We start from the raw sequence: 21,296 nt of genomic DNA, 5'->3' as shown, positions 1-21,296 counted from the left end.
TAGTCCTTCGGGGCCCGCCGTGGGGCTGGAAATTTCGGCCGGGGTAATGCCTCAATAAGTTTTTACACTAAGATGAGCCCGCCCATTTCTCGAGTTTCCGGTAAATCGTCGAAGGGTTCACCTCCAGCTCCCGTGCCGCTCGGGTGATGTTTCCCTTGTTTCGGTTGATGGCGGCTTCGATTACCACTCTCTCAACCTCGGCGAGGGTCATGCCTTCCCAGCGAGTATCCTGTGTAAGTTGCTGGGGGCTTTCCTCCTTCAGCTGAGGCGGCGGCGCCTGCGCGGGTTCGTAAGTGATCGGCCGAGTAGCCGCGAAACTGCTGGGGGTGGAGATATCAATCTCGACCTCATCTTGCCCTGAAGTGACGATTGCACGGCGCAGCGAATTCTGCAGTTCGCGGACATTGCCCGGCCAGGGATAACTGAGAATTTCAGAACGGGCATTGGCGCTCAATCGCACCCCTTGACGGCGCTCCTCTTCTGCAATCGTGGCCGTCAGCCTTTCTGCCAGCATGAGGATGTCGTCGCCACGATCGCGCAAAGCCGGAAGGTGAATGGGAATTACATTCAGTCGGTAGAAAAGGTCTTCACGGAAGCGTCCCTCGGCCACTTCGCGCATCGGATCGCGATTGGTGGCACAGACAATCCGAACATCCACTGGTTCAGCCCTTGAGGACCCGACCCTCTGGATCATGCCGGTTTGCAGAAACCGCAACAGTTTGACCTGAAGTTTGAGTTCCATCTCGCAAATTTCATCGAGAAAGAGCGTGCCTCCATCGGCTGCCTTCGCGGCACCGATGCGGTTCTCCACCGCACCGGTAAATGCGCCCTTTACGTGACCAAACAGTTCGCTTTCGAGCAGGTTCTCGGGGATGGCCCCGCAGTTGATTGCCACAAAGGCCTTGTCGCTTCGGCGCGAAGCGGAGTGCAGGGCCTCCGCCGTGACTTCTTTGCCTGTCCCGCTTTCCCCTGTCACGAATACGCATGCTCGGGAGTCGGCGACTTGTTCAATAGTTCGGAAGACTTCTTTCATCACTGGTGACTGACCGATGAAGCCGTGAAATCTTGGACCATCCTCGGTTCTATGTGAAGCGTTGGTCTTGTTCGCGTCCTTGCGTTGTTCGACCGCCGAGCGCGCCGTTGCAAGCAGCCTCGTGCCTGCAACCGGTTTCACGAGAAAGTCGAAGGCTCCGACACGCATGGCGGCAATCGCACGCGAGAGCGAGCCGTCCGATGTTATGACGATAAACGCTGGTGATTGCTCGTCCCGCTCTTCAAGCAAGGAAAGGCCATCGCCATCAGGTAATTGCAAATCAAGGAGTGCGGCTGCGAACCGGCTCCCCTGCAACGCCTCGCGAGCCTCGGCCAGAGTCGACGCAAGCGTTACACCATAGCCGACTTCCTCCAGCTGGGCGGCATATCCTAGCGCAAGAGACGGGCTGTCTTCGATGATGAGAATATTGGATTTCGCCATTACTTATCCTGTCAAAGCGAATTCGGCCTTCGTTGCGTCATCACTCATGTTGATCCATTCCAGTTTTCGCTCGTCGCCGAAATGCTTCATTGCTCCTGCGACAAGGCCGTGCGCAATATGAGCGAAGGGGCGGTGAGAAGCATATTCGATACGCAGGATCCCGCCTTCGTTGTGGGTAAGGACTTGCGGGGGGCTGGAATCGGGATAGAGGATCCTGACTTCTTCGTGGATATGCTCACCCACGTGGGCCAATAACGCTTCGGCAGTCGCATAGCGCCCGACGATTTCCTTATAGAGAACCGTAAACCGCTCGAAGAGATACATGCCGAACTGATTGCAAAGATCGGCGAAGTCGTCGCCGCTTTCGCGTGACGCAGCTTTCACGACGCGCACTGCTTCTTGCCAGGGGTACTGGCCGATCCGCGCATAGGCGCCTCCGTGTTCCAATTCTGCCTCGGCCAAAACCTTCTCCGCAAATAGCGGGCCACCAGCCAGTTCGAGAAAGCCGATTAATTCAGAAAAAATGATACCCTTCACGTTTCGCTCCTGCTCATAACCACTGGTTTTATGCAAGAAGCGTGCCCGCTGGCGATCCACGCAAAAACTGGCTTCGCAACAGCATTTTCTCGCAATATGCGACTAGAATTCGCAAAATGCAACAAAACCTCGCGCAATTTGCAAGCTTATTCTTTGCAGAATGCGGCAGTTTTCGTTCCAGGCCGCAGGATTTTGCGTTTGGCACGACCTTTGAAGGGCTCCGGTCGTACCATGCGGAGATCTAACGTGCCTTTCTCGTCCAAGCCATATCCACCCATCGTTCTGGCTCTTGCTTCACTGGCTTCAGCCTGCGTGTCAGGCCCGGCACCCTCTAACCACCGGGCTAGCCTTTACGCACCTCATCAAACGGCGGGATCGCGCACTGGCCATCCCGAGGGAGCGTGGATTGCATCGACACCCACAGGTCGCGGAGCTCCAACCTGTGAGTGGGCGGTCCCCCGTGAACTTGAAACTTACCAGCGTGCGAATGTCGGAGAATTCGCTTCGCAGACACCGCCGCTTGCCCCCGGCGACCGCCTTTCGATCCGCGTGCTTGGAGACAGGGATGGTCTGACCGGTACCTATGTCGTCGATAGCGACGGCTCCGTCCGCCTGCGTGGGGTACCCCCTACCCGCGCAGGCGGCGGTTCTTTGCTGGATCTTGAAACAGCTCTGCGGGCACGTCTCCTGAAAGCTGGTGTTATAAAGCCGCTGCGCAATGCCGTGACCATCTCACTCGTGGAATCTGCCGGTGTCTCCGTGGCCGTAGCGGGCGCAGTATTCGATGCGAAAGCTGTTCGGGCAGGTGAGCGCACCCCAGAAAGCCGCATCGGCTTAAAGGAAGGTGATGTGAGCGGGGATGCCAATGTCTCCCGCTCGGTATCGGCAGCTATCCGTGCTGCCGGAGGCGTGCGCCCGGATGCAGATGTTCAGCGGATCTACCTCGTCAGGGATGGTGCTTATGTTGAGCTCGATTTGTCGGGCTTGGTCCACGGCTGGGGCGCGCAGGATATTTCGGTGACGTCCGGAGATCGTATCATCGTGCCCAGCCGGCGCTGTTTCGACGAGAAGCTCATGCGACCCACCCCGCTCACGCCTCCCGGCATTCGCGTCTACATGTCGAACCTGACGCGTAGTGCGAACAACAATGCCGGCGCTGCGATCGGACAGGAGACCACCTCGCTTCCCTATGGAACGCGTTTGCTGCAAGCGCTGGTCGCGGCCAACTGCGTCGGCGGGAGCTACATGCAATCGGACCGCCGAGCAGTGTTGATTTCGCGTAATCCGATCAATGGCAGAAGTGTTGTAGTCGAACGGGACATCGAAAAGCTGGTCCGCGAAGCCGATCGCGATAATTACGATCCGTTTCTCATGCCGGGCGATGCAATCGCATGCTACGACAGCCGGTGGACCAATCTCACCGAAGCGATCGGCGTCGTATCGCAGGGTGTCAGCACCATCACTCCCGCACTTCTTCTGGACAACGCGCTATGATGCATGCGCCCTTCAATTCCAAAGCTCCGGCTCCTCCGCGCTTTCTGCTGCGTGCCTGGGTTGTGGTTCGAGATGGTCTGCCATCAGTCGGACGCTATCGGAGATACTTCGTGGCGCTCGCCGGCCCTTTGCTTGTGATCTGGGGGGTAACACTGGCTTATCTTATGTTCGCCCCAGACCGCTTTGATAGCAAAATGACACTGATCCTGCCTGGCACGGGTGTGGGCGGGTCCCTGAACCTAGAATCGATCGGCCAGGCAACGACGAATACGTCGTCGGCTTTCTCCAGTCCGTCGCTCAGCCCGACCGAAAATTACAAGCGCCTACTTGCATCCGACATTGTATTACGGGATGCAGCACGGCGAGCACAAGAAGATGAGGGCAGCTTTCCAGTTCCTGGTATCAAACTAATCGACCAGACAAATCTCATCGAGGTCGAAATGCCGGCCGGTGATCCGGATACTGCGCAAAATCGAATGATTGCTTTGCAGGAGGCTTTTCTCGCTGCTCTCGAAAAGCTTCGGGCCGATGAAGCAGTCGCTCGCGAAGATGCTGACTCAGAACGCATCGCCGAACTTGAGGCAAAGGTAGATGAGGCGCAGAAGGCCCTGCTCGATTTTCAGGGTGAAACGGGACTGGTCTCGCTGGACCAGTTTGCGGGACGCGTTTCTGCGCTGGATCAACTCAAGGCATCTGAACGCGATCGCCGTGTGCAGTTGGCTGAAAGTCGTGGCGGTGCTGGACGTCTGGCATCCACTCTCGATATCTCGCTCGGGCAGGCGCGCATCGCGATGAAATTGAAAGCTGACCCCCAATTCCGTGAGCTGTTGACGCGCTATGCGGCCGTCGAGGCCCAGCATTCGCAGACTGGAGCCACACTGGGCGATGCGCATGCGTCGATGGAAGAACTGGCCGCCGAACGAGCTGCGCTTCGCGGAGCGCTTGGCGAACGTGGCCGCAGTGTTTCGGGGATGAGCGAAGGACGGGTGCTGTCCTTCACCGACCTTGCTGTTTCAGATACGCGCGAACGGCTGTTCGCAACCCTTACGGAACGGGACGCTGGGGGAGGCGGGCATCAGGCCGCACTTTCCGAACTGCGCCGCCAAATTGGTGAACAAAATCGCGATGCCGACGATCTGGTCGCCCAGGCCTCGCGGCTAGCAGACCTCATGCGCGATTTGCGCGTCGCAGAAGCGGTTTTCAGCTCCGCGCTCGCCCGGCTGGATACGAACAAATCCGACCCATTCGCATCCTATCCCTTGGTCCAGACGTTGGAATCCCCTTCGCTGCCTCGCACGCGCTCTGCGCCGTCTCCGGTCTTTGCGATAATGGGAGCGCTTGCCGCCAGCCTGTTCACCCTGCTTGGATTTCTGCTTTTATGGCTGCGTCAGCCGATCATCCGCAAACTCCTTCCGAACGCCTGATCGGGCGGGCCATAGCTGCCACGTGGCTGCTATGGCTCGTTGGTGCGCTTTATATCGCCGGCCCGGTGATCGGCTGGCTTCTGGCCGGGATGGTTTTTGCAGAGATCTATCTCGGCCGGAAAAGTCTGGCCATTATTCCTTCGAGCGTGTGGCTATGGCTCGGGTCAATGGCGGCAATGCTGGTGATCCTCTGGGCCGGCCACGCCAATTTTTCCCTTGGTACAGCGCAAACCGTGAAGAGCTCGATTGGATGGGCGAAGGGCTGGGCGTTGATCGCCCTGTTTCCGCTCGCCGGGGCAGTGCTCGACATACGTCTGTCGGTGATAACACGGGCCGTCTGCCGGCTCGGCATGTGGACGCTGATCATCCTCCCGTTCTTCCTGATCGCGCCCTTCGCCGGGTTGCCGGAAATGCTGTGGGTTTCGCCAATGAAAGCGGTAGGCGGACCGGGACCGGAGTATTTCGCCACCATCCTCTACACGATTGAACCTGGCGCAGGCACACCGCGGTGGCAGTTCTTTGCACCGTGGTCGCCGGCAGCCGGGATGGTCGCGGTCATCTACATTTTCATCGCCGCACAGGAAAAAGAGCTAGTCTGGCGAATTGTCGGTATTACCGGCTTCCTGGCGATTGCCGTCCTGTCCCAGTCGCGGCTGGCCCTCCTAGCGATTGCGCTCGTGGCACCTGTCACCTTGGCTATCGCACGGGTAGATCGCGGCTGGCTGTGGTGGTTGATGGCACCGGCAGTTTTTATGATCGGCCTGTTCGGTACAGAACTGATCGCTCTCATCGAGCAACTATCGAACGATTTTTCCGCTGCAAGGGCGGATTCCAGCCGGGTCAGGGCAGCGCTGGGCCGCATCGCCTTGGAGCGCTGGGAGAACGAGGCGTTCTGGTTCGGCCACGGCGTGGTCGAAAATGGTCCCCACCTGGTGGAATATATGCCGATCGGAAGTCACCATAGCTGGTATGGCTTGCTGTTTGTAAAAGGTCTGCTGGGGGCACTGGCGCTTGCGGCACCTCTAAGCGTCACGTTCATTCTTCTCCTGTGGCACGCCCGGCATGGCGCGCTCCAGCGCTTGTCATTTGCGTTGACGTTGGTGCTCGTGTTGTATTCCTTTGGGGAGAATCTCGAAATCCTTGCCTATTTGTTCTGGCCTGCGCTGGTACTTGTCGGGAAAGCGCTGGCGGACTTACATCCAACTCGCCGAAACCCAAGCTCCGAGGATAAGGATCCAGCCACATAAAAAGCCGCCCGCCTCGGCTAATGGGCTCCCGAGGCGGGCGGTACTTGTAGCGTCCAGGAGGGATTAGACGCTGGCAAGTTTCCGAAGCTGTTCGAGGTCCGAACAGGGTGGGCACGAACTTGAGCGTTCAAGTATGTTTTCCCAGCCGTGAATAATCTCGTCGTGCTGGCGATAAACGCCCGCTCGGGAAGCCCGGCCCATTTCGCCCAGATCCTGTTGCGAAAGAGAGCGGATGGCCTGGGAAATCTCTTGAGCTGTGCTCATCGGGGCGACCCGGCCGCCTCCGGCATCGGCCTGCTCGGGTAATCCATCCACATCGCTGACGAGAATAGCTCGTCCGGCCATCCGCGCTTCCGTCGCCACCAGGCCAAACGCCTCGCGCCGCGAGGGCAGAATGACTGCATCGGCCTTCTCTAGCCACTGCGCAGGATTATCGCAGGCAGGCTCGATCCGGACATTGGGCATATCCGCAGCAAGTTCCATGAGTGCCGCCTCTTCGGGACCTGACCCGAACAACGTAAGCTCCACCTCACTAACATCGAAGGAGCCCATAGCTTCCACCAGCGCGGTGAAATTCTTTTCTTCGGAAAAACGACCGTAGGATAAAAGCTTGAGCGGTCCGGCGGCGGGGCGCCATTCCGGCACATCAAGGAGTTCGAACCGCCCGCTCCACGGGTTGATTGTCGAAATCTTGTGTTCGTCTATTCCGACCTCTGCCAGCCATGCCGCTTGCGCTTTCGATACTGCGACGACTTCGTCCACCAGGCTGGCCGCGGTCCTGAGCAATATCCGGAACCGCACCCGCGAAGAGACATGCTGCTGTTCGAACGAACGCGTGTAGCTGTGCTCGACCTGGACAATGTGCGCGCTCGGATTGCGATAGCGCAGGGCAGCAAGATAGGGCAGCCTGCTGAAACATGGCGGGACGTGGATTACTATCACGTCTGCTTCGAGGGCAGGTGCCTCGGTCATTTTGCGCTGCATTGGCAGGATGACGGAACGAGAGGCCTCTCTGAGCCGCGGTTCGTCAAAAAGCGACAGCGCACGAGTCACGCCTCCCATGGCGAAATCGTCGAGGAGATGAGCGATCTGTATCATGCTGCGGCCTTCAAAAAGGGACGCGCGATTTTCTGGAACCAGTCAGGACCAACGATCCACGCCAGCTGGATAGCACAGAAGGTCATGATGGATTTCTTCGGCTCTTCGATGAGAATGCCAGGTCTTGTCTTGAGCGCTCGGGTGATGAAATCCTTCGCAAGTACCGCGTTGCCCATCTGGATCGACCGGCGCGCGAGATAGCGCAGTTGGTATGCCCTGGCACGGGCGCCGTGCTTCTCTACTAAGTCAGGTGCATTCTGGCTCGCGACTGCAAGCATCTGGGTCCAACTGATGTACTGTTTGACCACATTGGCCGACAAGGCACCACCGATGATCCGATAGTCGGTCAAAAGGCCTTCGATACCTTCGAATTTTACGCTGTGAACGGACGCCAGCCGCACCCATAATTCGATATCCTCCGACTGGCGGAAATTCTCGTCAAACCAGCAGACCCTGGTTGGCTCACTTGCATTCCGGAAGGCGGCCCGGTCGAGCGCTTCGCGCCGGAAAACAGGAGCACTGCCATTGCCGACCGGATTGCGGCAGAAGATGTCGGCCTCGGTCACGCCCTTGAGCTTGGGACGCATCGCGACCTTCAGGGCCTGGCCGTGTTCGTCGATCATTCTCGAGCCTGAATAGCTCACGCCGATTTCCGGGTTCGCCTGCAGATGAACATAATGCAGCAGCAGTTTGTCCTTGTGCCACCGGTCGTCGGAGTCCAGCAGTGCGATGAAAGCCCCTCGGGCATGCGCAATGCCGGTATTCCGCGCTCCCGCCAGCCCGCGATTGGGCTGTGAGATGATGCGGATACGCGGATCGTCGAAGGCGCGAGCCAAGGCAATGGAACTGTCGGTCCCGCCATCGTCGACGATGATCAATTCGAAATCTTCGAAGGTCTGATCGAGAACCGATTTGATGGCTTCCTCGATGTAGGCTTCGACATGATAAACGGGCATTACGACCGAAATGCGGGGGGATGTCATCGAATCACTCCTTGTATCGAAAATCAGGCGAAGATTGCTGCGCGTGCTCGCGCTGGAAGCGCGCCGCCGGCAAGGGCGGCACCAGCTGTCATGACGCCGCGCGGGCCGCCCGATAGGAATGCCTTGCTGTCGCTGACGATGCCGCGGCGGACGAAATCGCGGGCGAGCGCCATGGTCGTTCCCGAACGAAGCGCGCGGCGGGCGAGGTAGCGACAATACAGGGCTTCGCCGCGCTTCATGTCGATGCGGTGGGACCACCGCGAAGCCAGCGCCTTCCACCCATCCAGCATGGCTGCGAAATCGCAGCTCAGGCCATCTGCGCTCATGCGGTAACCCACGAGCGTTTCAGGAATTCCCCGCAGCAAGTGACCCGCGCCAACCAGTCTCGCGAGCAGGTCCTGGTCTTCGACATGACGCATGTCGCGCCGGAATCCGCCGATCTCGAGGAAGGTTTCGCGCTCGATGACCAGATTGCTCATCGTGCACACGACGTTCTCGATCAGCACATCTTCGAGGGCGCAATAGTCTTCAAGAACCGTGGACCGTGTCCGACCGGCCTTCAACTCGCCGCCCCTGTCCGGGCAGAAGGCGATGCGCGCATAGCTTGCTTCAAGCGCAGGGTCGTTTTCATGCATCTCGCGATGCTTGGTCAGCTTATCGGCATGCCAGATGTCGTCGGCATCGAGGAATGCGAGGTAGGTCCCGCGCGCTTTCGCGACGCCGAGATTGCGTGCCGCAGACACACCCTGATTGGATTGTGTAGCGATCTTGATCCGCATGTCCGCGTTCGCCCTCTCGAGAATGAAAGGCAGCGTCAGATCCTCTGATCCATCGTCCACGATGATGAGTTCGAAGTCCGCATCGCTTTGCGAGAGAACCGAGTCGATCGTGGTCCCGATCGTGCGCTCAGCGTTGTAGGCGGCGATGACGACGGAGAAAGTAGGCTGGGTCATGGTCTTTATCCTTTCGGGTTGAGGATGGGGGTAGTGCAGGGACGGCTGAGAGTGATGCCGGCAGCGGGAAGGAAGACGCAGGCCAGCCCGGCGCCATATCCAAAGCAGGCCCATGCAAGGCTGATCTGCGCTCCGGCCACTAGGCCGGAGAGAGCAGCTGCTGTAGCAAGGGCGGTGATGAGGGTTTCGGTCTGAGGGCGGCTGGCAACGCGGTACGCGGCGCCGACCAGCGATCCTGCATAAAGCGGCAATGCAGCGCAGGAGAGCAGGACGATGAAGGTGATGGCCGGCACCCACTTCTCGCCGAAAAGGATAGGTACGTAGATCGGCGCCAGCAGCGCTTGTGCTGCAACGACGGGGCCGAGCATGGCGAGGCCGGTCAGGAACGCTTTGCGAAATTCGGTCAGGGCCCGCGCAGCGCGTACCTTGGCCAAGTGGGGGAAGACGACCGTGTTGCAGGCGGAGACGAAGCTTTGTGTGATGCCTAGCCCGGCGTTGAAGGCGAAGTAGTAAATGCCGAGAGCTTCCGTGCCCAGCATCGCCCCGACAATGAGTTTGTCTGCATGCAGTCGGGCTGCACCAAGGATTTCCGTTCCAAGGATGGAGGGGCCGAAAAGGGCGAACTCGCTCAGTGGTGCTTTGCGCTGCTCGGCGTCATGCCGCCAGGAGGAGCTGCGGCGGGCGAGGATGGTCCAGAGTGGAGCCGCCAGCAGTTTTGGGATGACCAGCGCCCAGGCACTGGGCCAGAATATCACGAGCGCGACCGTCATCATGCTGTCGGCCATATTTTGGGTCGCGGCGATGCGGGCAACAGAGGCCATACGGTTTTCGCGCATGGTCAGGAAAATCTGAACGAGGCCGGGAGGCATCGCGAAATACACAAGCGAGAGGATTGCGAGCAAAGCCGCCGCCTCGTGCAGGTCGAATAAAAGGGAGATAAAGGCGGCCACGACAATCTGGATTGCCGCGACGGTCACGCAGATTATCCAGAACAACCGGTGCGCGGCCGCACAAAGAGCAGGGAGCTCGTCTCGCCGCGCCATTATGAGGCGTTGCCCGATACCGACATTGGCCAGGACACGAACCAGCTCGAACAAGCTCAGGGCAAGCGCTGCTGTCCCTAAAATTTCCGGAGAAACCCTGCGGGCGACGATCAGCAGTGCCGCGAGCCGGACAACGCGCGTCGCCGCTTCGGCCGAGCCGAAAGCTACGAACCCGCGAACCAGTGGCGCGGCCGAGACTGCAGATATCGTTGAGCGAAGGGTGGTCATGGTGTCCTCGAGTGATGCGAGAACGACCTTTCAAAGAGCGTGCCAAACTCCGATCCCGAGGGTTTGTGCGGATCTGAGCAGGTCGGAAAACCACTATTCGCATCTTGCAGTCGCAGCTGTTGCAGAATGCATCAAATGGCCGTCGCAATTTGCGAAATGAACCCGAATTCGAACGACAAGTATTTTGGCGAAGGTAATAATATTCTTTTATATCATAGGCATATACATATTGGCACGGGCTTTGCCCTTCCGGTGGTGACTTATTCAAAGGATCATCGCCATGAGAAACATTCCTGCTTCAGCTATTCGTACTGCCGCCTACCCCGTCGCGTTCGGCGCTTTCGCCGGATGCCATGGCGAACAGTTTCGCACGATCGATTTGTTCGGGCTTTCGCTTTCAAGCGCGTCGCCCGAGGCAGCCGCATCGCACATCGTAAGGAAGGCCGCCCACGGTGCCAAAACCACGGTGAGTTTCATCAACGCGCACTGCATCAACGTCGCCCGCAAAAGCAAAGCTTACAGAGAAGCGCTTTCGCATTCCGACCTTCTGCTGCCGGACGGTATTGGACTTGAACTCGCGGCGAGAATGTCAGGCTGCGACAAGCTCGATAACCTGAATGGGACCGATCTCTTCCCCTTGATCTGCGAACGCGCTGCCGTCGAAGGCGCAGGCCTTTTCTTTCTGGGCGGAAATCCCGGCGTGGCCGACAGAGCCGCTGCATGGGCCTGCGGCGAGTGGCCCAGCCTCCGCATTCGCGGGACTGAACACGGCTTCTTTGATCGCGATGATGAGGACGCCCTCATCGAGCGCATCAACCGTTCGGGAGCGGCGATCCTGTTCGTTGGCCTCGGCGTGCCGCTTCAGGAAGAATGGATCGCTCGCAATCGTGACCGGCTGGATGTGCCGGTAGTACTGGGTGTCGGCGGCCTGTTCGATTACTATTCCGGGCGTATTCCCCGAGCACCGCAAGCCGTGCGCACCGCGCGGTGCGAATGGGCCTGGCGGCTGGCGATGGAGCCGCGCCGCATGGCGGGCCGCTATCTGCTCGGCAATGCAGTGTTCCTTGCGCATGCCGCGAAAGAAGCGGCAGCGCAGCGAGGCGCACCCGCACTTGCCGGGCGCATCGCTAAGCGCGCCTTCGACATCGTAGCCGCCACACTCGCGTTGATCGGCCTGTTTCCTATCTTCCTAGCCACGGCTTTGGCGATCAGGATGGAGGACAATGGACCGGTCTTCTTCCGGCAGACGAGGATCGGCGCGGGAGGACGAACTTTCTCGATGATCAAGTTTCGTTCGATGTATACCGATGCCGAGGAAAGGCGCGCAGCTCTTCTAGCTCAATCAGACCGAGCCGGGACCTGCTTCAAGATGCAGGATGATCCGCGCATCACGCGCACCGGAAAGATCATTCGCCGCCTGTCGATCGACGAGTTGCCCCAGATATTCAACGTTCTGGCCGGGGCGATGTCGATCGTCGGACCGCGCCCTGCGCTTCCCGGCGAGGTCGCGCAATATCACGGTCGTCAATGGGAGCGGCTTTCGGGCAAGCCGGGAATAACTTGCAGCTGGCAGGTCAAGGGAAGGGCCGAGATACCCTTTTACCGCCAGGCGATCATGGATCGCGCCTATCTGCGCCGCCAGTCTTTTGCGACCGATCTTAAGTTGATCGCAATGACCGTGCCGGCGGTAATCGGAGGCCGGGGCGCCTATTGATCGCCTTCGACAAGGGCATCGTAGAGGTCGTCGACTGCCAGCAGGCAGGCGGCGACCGCCTGCCTGAAGCTTTCGATCGATGCATCCGGGGCAGGCCTCTTCTCGCGATATTCGGCCAATTCTTCCACTATTCCGACCGCACCGATATTGAGCGAGACGCCGGTCAGCGAATGCGCCGCTTTCGACAGGGCCTCGTCGCTGTCTGCTTCGACCGCGGCCAGGACATCGGCGGAATATCTGGTAATGTCCTTTTTCGCTGCCTCCCGCATTCGCCCGCGATAGGCTTTGGGCAAATCCATGAAAGCGCGGCGAAACAGGTCATGATCAAACCGCGCCGCATCGCGTCCCACGTCCCGGCCGGAAATAAGCGCCGTCCTTATCGCTGTTTCCAAAGTTTCCCTGCGCACCGGTTTTGCCAGACAGGCAGTCATACCGGAGGACAGCAATCTCTCGCGTTCGGACTGCAGGCTGTGCGCCGTTACTCCGATGATGGGCGTGCGCGCCGCCGGTCCACCCAGAGCGCGGATGGCCTGTGTCGCCTGTTCGCCATTCATGATCGGCATCATGACGTCCATCAGAACTAGATCGAAATCCTCCCGCCGCACCGCTTCCACCGCGGCAGCCCCATTGTCGACGGTTTCCACCTCGCATCCGAGTTCAACGAGCATACGTTCGATTACGTAGCGGTTGCTTTCGGTGTCTTCTGCAACGAGCACCCGAGGGTTTTCCGGGAGGGAGGCATCCAGCCCTGCCGAAGGAGCAGGCACCGTTTTCCTGATCGTCCTGAACTGGATCTCCTCGTCCAGCGCAGCTTCCTCGATCAGCTTCGATGCCACTTCGGCCAGTTGGTCCGATGCGTCGCGGGCCACTGCCAGATCGTCGCGCGCTTGGTCCGGCACATTGTGGCGAACGAGTTCGAGCGCTCCGGAAAGTGCGGCCAGCGGCGTTCTGATGGCGTGCGCCATTTCCGAGATGAACCGGTCGCGTGCGGCAAGCGATTTATCGACGCGCTCTTTCGCTTCGGCCAGCTGGCTCTGAAGCCTGGTCATTTCTGCGAGACGGCGTTCGGCCCGAAGCTGCAGTGCTTTTACGCGCCGCGCATTATGTCGCTCCTCGGTTATATCGCGAACTGTCGCGACCACGTGGCTGGGGCGATCCGGCGTACTGGCTTCGCGCTTTATCGCCCAGCTCAGCCACCGGATTTCGCCATTGTCCTGGCGGATGATCCGATGCTCGTATTTCCGAGTGACCCCTGCTGGCATCTCGCGGAAAAACTCCATGCCTTGAAGCATGATCTTGGTCCGGTCGAGCGGATGCAGTGCGGCGACGAGCTTCGCGAGGGTGGCTTCTTCGCCGTCCGGAAGGCCCAGGATCGATGCGGAACTTTCCGAAACGGTGAAGCCGCGATCGCGCTCTCCGTAGGCGGTCGCCATCTGGGCAGTGGACAGCGCACCTAGCAAAAGCGAACTTTCGATTTCGAGCTTCCGCGCCAGGTCCTGCTCTCTCAGGCTCAAGTCCTGATTTGCCCGCGACAGCTGCCGCATACGCTCCTCCAGCGCATGTTCAGCGGTATGAAGAGCCCGCTCCGTCCTCTGGAGGCGAAGGGAAAGTACCTCTGCTCGCTGCTCGGCGGGGAGATCCTCGAGTTTAGTCATCGCCAAAAGCCCTCAACAACACCGGCAAACGCGAAACCAGCTCGGCAGTCTGGACGAAGATCACGTGCTGATCGTCGCCGTCATTGGGTTCGTCGGTAACGAAAATGCGGCATGGCGCATCGCTTGCTTTGACTACCTCCCGATCGTCGCAGAGAAAGACGTCGATTGCGCGGGTCCCGCTACCGCTTGCGACGGCGAAGCCGCTGTTTTCCGCGATTACCTCCGCCTTGATGGCAAGCGACGCTTGAGCAAGACTGATACCTATCAGGCCCTGAGGTTCCTGACTTTCCGCAACTTCGGCCACTGCTTCCAGCGGGATACGTAAGACCATGCGAGTACCGCCCCGCGGTCGCGCCTCGGGTTCTACACTGCCACCGAGCTCGGTTGCCAGCTGACGCGTGATCGACAGGCCGAGGCCGCTGCCCGACTGGCGGCCCAGCGTGTCGGGCGAGCTGCCAGAAAACGGTTCGAAAATAGTCTTCATCCGCTCGGGAGCGATGCCTCCCCCAGTGTCTGCCACCGCAAATGTCCAGTGACCGTCCTCATCGATCGGTGGATCGCAGCTCAGCGTCACGCCGCCGGTCGAAGTGAATTTGATCGCATTGGATACGAAGTTGGCGAGAATCTGCTGGATGCGGCCGGGATTGCCGAGAACCTTGCGATCATCCCCTTTTTCAATGTCGATCGCCAAGCCCTTTCGGCGGGCGAGGGGAAGGAAGAGTTCGGCCACTCGTTCGAGCAGGTCGAGCGGTGCGAATATCTCTTTCTTCTGATCCTGCCTCTCGCGCTCTCCTCTCGCCCTGTTCAAGGTCGCATCAAGAGTCTCCAACAATGCCTCCGACGAGTTTTCGATCAGGGTCAGGGCTCTGCTTCTCTCCGTTTCGGAGCGTTCGCGGCGGACCTGATCGATGAGACCGAGAATGCCGGATATCGGCGTGCGTATCTCGTGTGAAATCACGGCGAGAATATCGCTTCTCGCGCGTGCTTCGGCTTTGGCTTCGTCGAGTGCGTGAAGCAGCGCTTGCGCCGCCGCTTTCTGATCGGAGATGTCCTGCAGGATGCCATAGTAGCCGATGACCTCGGCAGTACTTTCCTCTTTCGCATCGTCGAAAATGGTCGTTCCGCGCAGAAGCGCAGGAAAACGGCCGCCTTCCGCCCCGATTGCAAGCGTCTCGAAGGAAAACTCGGATTTCCGTTCGATCGCCGCAGCAATGTCCTGCATCGTTTTCTCGCGCTGGCTTTCGTCGATGAGGGCCGGGACATCCGACAGAAGCAAAATCGGATCCGTCAGCCCGAGCCTGGCCATGAGCCACGGCGAGAGGCTGATTTCCATAGTTTGTGGATCGAGCGCGAAATGCCCTGCCTGCGCACTGGATTGGGCCAGCTCAAGATAGAGGAGGTTTTTCTCGATCTCGCGCTGTGCGTTCCTGAACGACGTCAAGTCGTGGGCGATGAAGGCCCATCCGAAGATTATACCGTCTGCGTCAGAAAGGGGTATCAGCGTTTCTTCCAGCCATGCCCGGTTACCGTCGGCCAATTTGCGCTCGAATATTTCAGGCTCGGGACCCGGCTGCCCGCTTGACGGCCCGGTATCGGGCTCTTGCGAAGCCTTTCCTAGCTCCTTCCCCCGCCGCTCCAACTCCTCGGCACCGAACAGGCGGACGGCGCCATCGTTCGCTCTGACCAGCGAACCGTGCTCGTCGTAAAGGACCATTGCGTAGCTGTCGGCGGCATCGACGAGCGCGTCGAAGGACCGTGTTTCCCGAACCCGTGCCTGGTCCAGGCGCTCCTCCATATTGTCGAAAGCGTGTTCCAGCTGAACGATCTCGTCACCGTCTAACTCGTGCTGACCCGTCCCCCCGGCCATGGCGATCGCGTTCGTACGGTCGGCAAGTTTCGAAATGCGCCGTGCAATTGTTCTGTGAAAGACTGCGCTGAGGATAAGGCCGAGCAGCAAGGCGCCCGGGATCGCGACACCGATGACCCGCTTCGCAATGGCCCACGCTCGATCGCTCAGAGCCTCGTCGGGCAATACGGTAAGTACCACCCAGTCCGGCGCCTCCAATCGGTCACCCGAGATATAGGCATCCAGTTCTTCCGAATACTCGACCTCTCTCTCGGCGCCGTTTTCAATATAATGGAGCAATCCCAGTAGTAGAGGGTCCTTGGATGCTTCCATGTCGATATTCGCGGCAAGCAGATCACCATTCGCAGAGGTCAGGCCGGAGTGGTGGATCAATTTGCCGTCACGACTGGCAATGACTGTCGTGGCACCATTTAGCGGTTCCGGCAGGCTGTCGGTCAGGTCGTGGAGGGGTATGCTGATGCCCCATCCGCCCAGCTGCTTCCCGTTTATCCGGGCCGGCAACATGCAACCGGTCGTCCAATTTTCGCCGGAATCGTCGTAAATCGGAGTTTGCAGACTGGTGCAGCGCAGATCGCCCTGGGGATTATTCGCCGGTTTGATAATCGAGATGAATTCTGCATCCTGAAAATCGAAATCTGCCGGAGCGCTGCGATAGAAGGACAACTCGTCCTGCCGCGTGGGGGCATAGATCAGAAGATCGTTGGCCGAAGAGAAAAAATAGAGACTTTCGATTTCTTCCGGCAACCCGTTCGCCATGGCCTTGATGGTATCGAACGCGGCCTTGGTTGCAGCCCGCCGATCGCCAGTGGGTTCTGGCGGGCCGATGAAGCCCCCAAAACCTCGCAATCTTATCGGCCCTGCAAGGTCTGTCCCGCTCCAGAGATCCGAACGGGAATGAAACGCGCCATCCTCCGACCGCACGAAAACCTCCTCAAGCTCCGTCGACGTCCCGGATTCAAGGCTGCGCTCCATGATCGACAGGGCGCGTTCTTCCGTTTCTTCGACAAGCCGGAGCTTTTCGCGCAGGTTTTCGACCACTGCATCATTGGAAACGCGCAATTCGGCTACGGCGTCGCTCTGAAAGTCTGCAATGGCGGATCGGTAAGTAAAAAACGCCATCCCGCCCACGATGAGCATGACGATCGGGAAAGCGATCAGTAGACCTCTGAAAGAGAGCGACATTGGTACTGTCTCCCTCAAAACGCTGTTTTACACAACTGACCATTGACCGGCGAGGCACGCGTGGCTGTCGGCCGGGAGAGAAAATCCTGAGCGGAGAAAGGGAGATGCTCTTCCAGGGTGGCCCGACAGAACCTCCTTATCTCGGCCCTCCCGAAATATAATTACACTTAATACGGCTCGTCTATTGCTCGCTCGGGTTTCTTGAGGTCCCCCGGTTTCCGGGCGATCTTGCTGATCGCGGCCAGCAAATTGCGATGCGCCTGGCGGAATTGCTCGTGCTCTACACGCAGCGCCTCGACCTTCGCGAAATTGACCTGATCGTTTGTCTGGGCGCTACACTCCAGTCGAGCGATTGCTGCACGATGCATGAGAAGACTATTTGCATCGCCATTGCGCAAGAGGTTCCGGCCCATTAATTTTTCTGCCTGCCGGTAATCCGCAATCCAAAGATCGGTCTCCCTCAACCAGAGGGTAATCTGCTGTCGGAATGATTGAGCGACAAACTCCTCCATTTCTTTGGCCCGCGATACCCCTGGATCTGCGTCCTGCGCCATCACTGGAGAGCCATATGACGCGAGAACTGCACAAACAATCAGGCCAAAGGCGCCAGGCTTCACGACATATTCCAATTCCAGTTCGAAAGCGTGGCAGAGGGCCGGCCTGAATCCCAGGCCGGCCCTCTGCTCATCTGCCTAAAAGCGGAAGGTAACAGAACCATAATAGCTCTGATAGGACACATCGTCGCGCCAGAGTGTGGTTTCGGCAGCTACCGAAAGGCCGACATTACCGGCCTGATAGCCGATCCCGCCGCTTATTTCGGCCCAGTCATTATCGCTGGAAGGCAATGCGAAGCCGACATTGGGTCCCACTCCGCCGACGAAGTTCGCCCCGAACAGGGCAGGGCGGTCCGCGAAGTCGTGGACGTAATTGGCGTTCAGGAACGGCCTGAAGCCACCTCTGCCCGCCAGATTGACTCCTGCCCTTGCCTGATAGCTGTCATAGCTCGGCAGTTCGTAAGTCAGAGCGGGACCTTCGCCTTCCTCTGCTACCCGAGAAAAATCGATCCGCGCGGCCCGGAAGGCGACACGAGGCGTGATGTCGAACGCTCCGGCGGTGAGTACCTTGCCGAGACCTGCCTCCGACGAAAAAACGAAGGCATTGTCATTGCCGACGATGTCGAACTGGCTCGTTCCCGCGGACACGCTGCGCCGCGTTTCCGTCGAGTAGACACCGGCATTGATCTGGGCATCGAGCCGGAGCCCACCGATCGTCGTCACACCGTAAAGCGAGCCTTGATAGAGGTCGCCATCGGCGGTGTGCGTTGGCAGCACCGTATTCCCGTCCATGTCGATGTAGGTGAGCGCGATGCCGATGGCCCCGTTCTCGATCGCCTTTTCCAGGCCTCCGGCAATGTAGAAGCCATCGAACTGGCTGTCGCCCTGCGGTGTTGCGGTAGGCATGCCGGAAGCTTCGCCGTCAAGATATCCGCCGGCGAGGAAACCGCTATAATCCTCGGCGAGACCGGTCTGCTCTTCGCCTAGGTAAGCCCGTTCCGCCGCCGGAACGTTCGCACCGTCCAGCGAGGTCGAGCGGGCGACCTGATGCGGCTGCCCGAGAACCGCGAGACCGCCGCCCATGTCGTTGCTGGCGCCGAGTTGCACCAGCCGGTCGCGGATCAGGCGGTTGCCCACGTTGACAGCGGCGAGGCCCATTGCGCCGCGGAGCGCCTGTTCGCGCGGTGCGAAGCTTTCCAGAGCATCGCGGATGGAGGCTGTGTTCTGCAGATCCAGTGGCCCATACAGATCGGCATAGCGATCGTATTGCGACCGGTTCCGGTCGAGCAGCGCGGCAAAGGCCGACTGCACCGGCGATGCAGGATCGATGACCGATGCATAGGACTGTGCCTCGATGGAAAGCGTTACCGATTGCGGGCCGTATGTAAATTCGGGCCGCAGAATGGCGCTGATTTCCGGAGTGAGGAAGGTCCCTTCATACCCACCTTCCGCAGTGAAGATCGTAAAGGTGTCGCCGTCACGCGGGATGGATCCGTCCACGGGGTTCAGCAGAACCGTACCGCCGATGCTGGCAACACCGTTGAGAGGGTTACCTTCGTCGTCGAACTCGGTGGCGGTCACCGAGATGAGATCCGACTGCCCCATGCCGTCGAAATCGACGCTGTAGACGCTGCCGGAGGTCAGGATAACATTGCCTTCAAAGGTCAACGTACCGATGGTCCCCATCGTGCCGGGAGCGACGATACCCATCATATTGGTGAAATAGGGCGTCTGGACGGTCCCGTTGCCGGTCAGCGCGCCCGTGAACAGCAGATAGTCGCCATTGCTTGCCAGCGTACCGTCGACATTCATCATCCCGGCCATCTGCGTGATGTCCACCAGGCTGGTCAGCATTCCGTCGGCGGTAATGTCCAGCGCGGCTTCGGCACCTGCGATCATGAACTTGTCGATCGTGACGTCGGTGTCGAGTGTGGTGGTTCCGGCATTTGCGAGAGTGACGTCGAAGTAACGGGCATTCACCCGCTCGCTGTCGGCGGTCTCGGGCGAGTAAGCCACATTGTCCGGTATGAAGCCGCTGCCGCCCGGAAGGCCGTTGGCAAATGTGGCTTCCGGCAAAGCGGCAATATCATCGGCTGCAGAAATGGCGGCGTTCTTCTCGGCCGTCGAGCGGGCAAGATCGAGCAGTCGCTCCGGGATTACGGTTCCGATGGAGTTCGAAATAAGTTCTGGATCGGTGTCGGAGCCGCCGGGAACGAGGATATTACCGTCGTAATCCACGATATCGCCTGTCGCTAGATCGAGGCAGAAATTCCCGTCGCAGACCTGCCCGAACTTCGGCTCGGTTCCTTCATTTCCGGCACCCGGACTGTCTGGCACGCCGTTTACGATTTCACCATTCTGGTCGATGATCCGGTAATTCGGGTCGAGCGCCAGCTGCCAGTGATCGGCATCGCTCCAATTGCCGTCGCCCGCTACGGTCTGGGCATAGCGATAGGGATTATTGGCGACGATCCAGTCCCAGTGAAGATAGAGCGGCTGATACAGGCTGTTGGTGCCGTAGGATGAGTCCGGCTGGGCGGCAAAGAAGCGCGATCCACCGGAAAGAACCCCGATGACCAGTTCGCCCACGGATGACTGGAGGATGAGAGGACCGCCCGAATCCCCTCCCGCAGTGCTCCCTTCCTTGTCGCGGGCGCCATCGCGGAACAGATTGAAATCGAAGGGGTTTGTGCGGTTGGGATCGTCGAAATCGGTCTGGTAAAGGTTTTGAGGCAGGCCGTAGTCGCCCGGGCCGAACAACCATTCGTTACGGTCGTTCAGGGACGCAAGCGCACCAAGAACGTTTTCGGCTGCACGGCGACGGAAATCGGTGCCCTGGAATGATCCGCTTTCGCCATAACCGCTGCGGCCATAGCCGACGACGCGGACATCGTATCCGGTGCCCGATACGCTATCGATCGAGTCAGGCACGGCAAGTGGTGAAAACAGCATGGCCCAGGTCGGCACATTGCTTGCCGGGGTGTCGAGTGCCGCGAGGGCGACATCGCTTTCGAGGAAGCCGCGCGCTTCAGGTCGCGCGAGCGAGTCCGGATCGAAAACGATCTGCTCGATGTTGTAGACATAGTCTTCCGGCACCGAGGAATAGCCGGATCTGATCCAGGATCTGAGGCCTTCGAGCGCGTCTGCCTGAAAAGCGAAGGCGGCAGGAATGTTTCCGACCTGCGCGCCGAACCCGTCTTCTCCGGCGTCGTTGACGCAGTGCGCGGCGAAGAGAACGGTGCGCGGATTGATCAATGTACCGGTGCAGACGAAACCATCGGCGCGGTAGAATTGGCCCACTCCCGTCACATCGACGGCGTCATCGAAGATCGAGCCAGGCTCCCCGGGATTGAGGGTGTGCCCTTCGCCGGGACCTTCCACTACGACATGGGGCGTATCTTCGACGAAATCGGGCTGCCGCAACATTGTCGGAATTGATGGCGTGGTCACCATACCCGAATTCGCCGATGCAGAATCTTGCTGCGACGACGTCAGCACTTGGCCGTTAACAGGGCCGATAGACATATCCGCCCGATGCAGGGGATTGGTTTCGCTGATCGCAACAGCCGAAAGGTCCAGGGTGTCGGTGTTTTCTGCATGAACCGCTGCAGAGGCCATCAGGGATGCGGTTGCGGTAGTGGTATAGAGGGCAAGGCGATGAAAGGAAGAGCGTCGAGCGATGTGACCTGATGGCATTCGTAATCCTTCGCGGTTTCTTTTTGTGAAGCCGGAAGATGAACACATGTTCAGGGTGGAATCAATATTTCAGAGTAGAGGCAGTCATTTATTCTTAATTGAATATAAAGTGTGGCGAATTTGATACAAAAATTCGGACCGCATGGA

The 21,296-nt window shown here is 59.2% G+C and carries 14 protein-coding genes; 4 read left to right on the top strand and 10 right to left on the bottom strand.

Annotated features, from left to right (window positions below):
- Positions 1 to 67: 67 nt before the first annotated feature.
- Both K3175_RS04930 and K3175_RS04925 read right to left on the bottom strand, forming a co-directional pair.
- On the bottom strand, positions 68 to 1,474 hold the full coding sequence (locus K3175_RS04930) for a sigma-54-dependent transcriptional regulator (protein ID WP_221542212.1): 1,407 nt from the start codon (positions 1,472 to 1,474) through the stop codon (positions 68 to 70).
- Positions 1,475 to 1,477: 3 nt separating this feature from the next.
- Entirely contained in the window at positions 1,478 to 2,071 is a 594-nt protein-coding gene (locus tag K3175_RS04925; protein ID WP_345719312.1) for a heme NO-binding domain-containing protein, read from the bottom strand.
- Between K3175_RS04925 and K3175_RS04920 the strand changes: the two genes are divergently transcribed.
- The 3 genes from K3175_RS04920 (at position 2,042) to K3175_RS04910 (ending at position 6,176) form a co-directional block, all read left to right on the top strand.
- The gene (locus K3175_RS04920; protein ID WP_345719311.1) at positions 2,042 to 3,505 is read left to right on the top strand and encodes a polysaccharide biosynthesis/export family protein; all 1,464 of its coding nucleotides are present in this window, start codon (positions 2,042 to 2,044) and stop codon (positions 3,503 to 3,505) included. The genes K3175_RS04925 and K3175_RS04920 overlap by 30 nt on opposite strands.
- Positions 3,506 to 3,615: 110 nt before the next feature.
- Positions 3,616 to 4,929 (top strand): GumC family protein, encoded by a 1,314-nt coding sequence (locus K3175_RS04915; RefSeq protein ID WP_345719310.1) that lies wholly within the window; start codon positions 3,616 to 3,618, stop codon positions 4,927 to 4,929.
- On the top strand, positions 4,884 to 6,176 hold the full coding sequence (locus tag K3175_RS04910) for an O-antigen ligase domain-containing protein (protein ID WP_221542210.1): 1,293 nt from the start codon (positions 4,884 to 4,886) through the stop codon (positions 6,174 to 6,176). The genes K3175_RS04915 and K3175_RS04910 overlap by 46 nt, the downstream gene beginning before the upstream one ends.
- A 63-nt stretch (positions 6,177 to 6,239) precedes the next feature.
- Here the strand turns inward: K3175_RS04910 and K3175_RS04905 are convergent, their stop codons facing one another.
- The 4 genes from K3175_RS04905 to K3175_RS04890 are packed head-to-tail and all read right to left on the bottom strand — an operon-like array spanning position 6,240 to position 10,481.
- Positions 6,240 to 7,274, bottom strand: a complete 1,035-nt coding sequence (locus tag K3175_RS04905) for a glycosyltransferase family 4 protein (RefSeq protein ID WP_221542209.1) — start codon at positions 7,272 to 7,274, stop codon at positions 6,240 to 6,242.
- On the bottom strand, positions 7,271 to 8,257 hold the full coding sequence (locus tag K3175_RS04900) for a glycosyltransferase family 2 protein (RefSeq protein WP_221542208.1): 987 nt from the start codon (positions 8,255 to 8,257) through the stop codon (positions 7,271 to 7,273). Before K3175_RS04900 ends, K3175_RS04905 begins: the two co-directional genes overlap by 4 nt.
- 23 nt (positions 8,258 to 8,280) lie before the next feature.
- The gene (locus K3175_RS04895; protein WP_221542207.1) at positions 8,281 to 9,210 is read right to left on the bottom strand and encodes a glycosyltransferase family 2 protein; all 930 of its coding nucleotides are present in this window, start codon (positions 9,208 to 9,210) and stop codon (positions 8,281 to 8,283) included.
- Positions 9,211 to 9,215: 5 nt separating this feature from the next.
- Entirely contained in the window at positions 9,216 to 10,481 is a 1,266-nt protein-coding gene (locus K3175_RS04890; protein WP_221542206.1) for an oligosaccharide flippase family protein, read from the bottom strand.
- 280 nt (positions 10,482 to 10,761) lie between these two features.
- Between K3175_RS04890 and K3175_RS04885 the strand changes: the two genes are divergently transcribed.
- On the top strand, positions 10,762 to 12,195 hold the full coding sequence (locus tag K3175_RS04885) for a WecB/TagA/CpsF family glycosyltransferase (RefSeq protein ID WP_221542205.1): 1,434 nt from the start codon (positions 10,762 to 10,764) through the stop codon (positions 12,193 to 12,195).
- On the opposite strand, the gene K3175_RS04880 is transcribed toward K3175_RS04885, so the two are convergent.
- The 4 genes from K3175_RS04880 to K3175_RS04865 form a co-directional block, all read right to left on the bottom strand.
- Complete coding sequence (locus K3175_RS04880; RefSeq protein WP_221542204.1) at positions 12,189 to 13,850, bottom strand: response regulator; 1,662 nt, start codon at positions 13,848 to 13,850, stop codon at positions 12,189 to 12,191. The genes K3175_RS04885 and K3175_RS04880 overlap by 7 nt on opposite strands.
- Entirely contained in the window at positions 13,843 to 16,899 is a 3,057-nt protein-coding gene (locus K3175_RS04875; protein WP_221542203.1) for an ATP-binding protein, read from the bottom strand. The genes K3175_RS04880 and K3175_RS04875 overlap by 8 nt, the downstream gene beginning before the upstream one ends.
- 167 nt (positions 16,900 to 17,066) lie before the next feature.
- The gene (locus K3175_RS04870) at positions 17,067 to 17,453 is read right to left on the bottom strand and encodes a hypothetical protein (protein WP_221542202.1); all 387 of its coding nucleotides are present in this window, start codon (positions 17,451 to 17,453) and stop codon (positions 17,067 to 17,069) included.
- 138 nt (positions 17,454 to 17,591) lie between these two features.
- Positions 17,592 to 21,071 carry an autotransporter domain-containing protein gene (locus K3175_RS04865; protein ID WP_221542201.1) on the bottom strand — a complete coding sequence of 1,160 codons (3,480 nt, stop codon included), beginning with the start codon at positions 21,069 to 21,071 and terminating at the stop codon, positions 17,592 to 17,594.
- Positions 21,072 to 21,296: the final 225 nt, after the last annotated feature.

Origin of the sequence: Qipengyuania aestuarii (assembly GCF_019711535.1) — a bacterium.
GTDB classification, from domain to species: Bacteria; Pseudomonadota; Alphaproteobacteria; order Sphingomonadales; family Sphingomonadaceae; genus Qipengyuania; species Qipengyuania aestuarii.
This window is presented reverse-complemented; position numbering and strand designations above follow the sequence as displayed.

Coding starts and splice junctions, on each gene's coding strand:
- K3175_RS04930 (WP_221542212.1), bottom strand. CDS start 1,474: ATGGCGAAATCCAATATTCTCATCATCGAAGACAGCCCGTCTCTTGCG.
- K3175_RS04920 (WP_345719311.1), top strand. CDS start 2,042: ATGCAAGAAGCGTGCCCGCTGGCGATCCACGCAAAAACTGGCTTCGCA.
- K3175_RS04910 (WP_221542210.1), top strand. CDS start 4,884: ATGGCTGCGTCAGCCGATCATCCGCAAACTCCTTCCGAACGCCTGATC.
- K3175_RS04905 (WP_221542209.1), bottom strand. CDS start 7,274: ATGATACAGATCGCTCATCTCCTCGACGATTTCGCCATGGGAGGCGTG.
- K3175_RS04900 (WP_221542208.1), bottom strand. CDS start 8,257: ATGACATCCCCCCGCATTTCGGTCGTAATGCCCGTTTATCATGTCGAA.
- K3175_RS04895 (WP_221542207.1), bottom strand. CDS start 9,210: ATGACCCAGCCTACTTTCTCCGTCGTCATCGCCGCCTACAACGCTGAG.
- K3175_RS04890 (WP_221542206.1), bottom strand. CDS start 10,481: ATGACCACCCTTCGCTCAACGATATCTGCAGTCTCGGCCGCGCCACTG.
- K3175_RS04885 (WP_221542205.1), top strand. CDS start 10,762: ATGAGAAACATTCCTGCTTCAGCTATTCGTACTGCCGCCTACCCCGTC.
- K3175_RS04880 (WP_221542204.1), bottom strand. CDS start 13,850: ATGACTAAACTCGAGGATCTCCCCGCCGAGCAGCGAGCAGAGGTACTT.
- K3175_RS04875 (WP_221542203.1), bottom strand. CDS start 16,899: ATGTCGCTCTCTTTCAGAGGTCTACTGATCGCTTTCCCGATCGTCATG.
- K3175_RS04870 (WP_221542202.1), bottom strand. CDS start 17,453: ATGGCGCAGGACGCAGATCCAGGGGTATCGCGGGCCAAAGAAATGGAG.
- K3175_RS04865 (WP_221542201.1), bottom strand. CDS start 21,071: ATGGCCTCTGCAGCGGTTCATGCAGAAAACACCGACACCCTGGACCTT.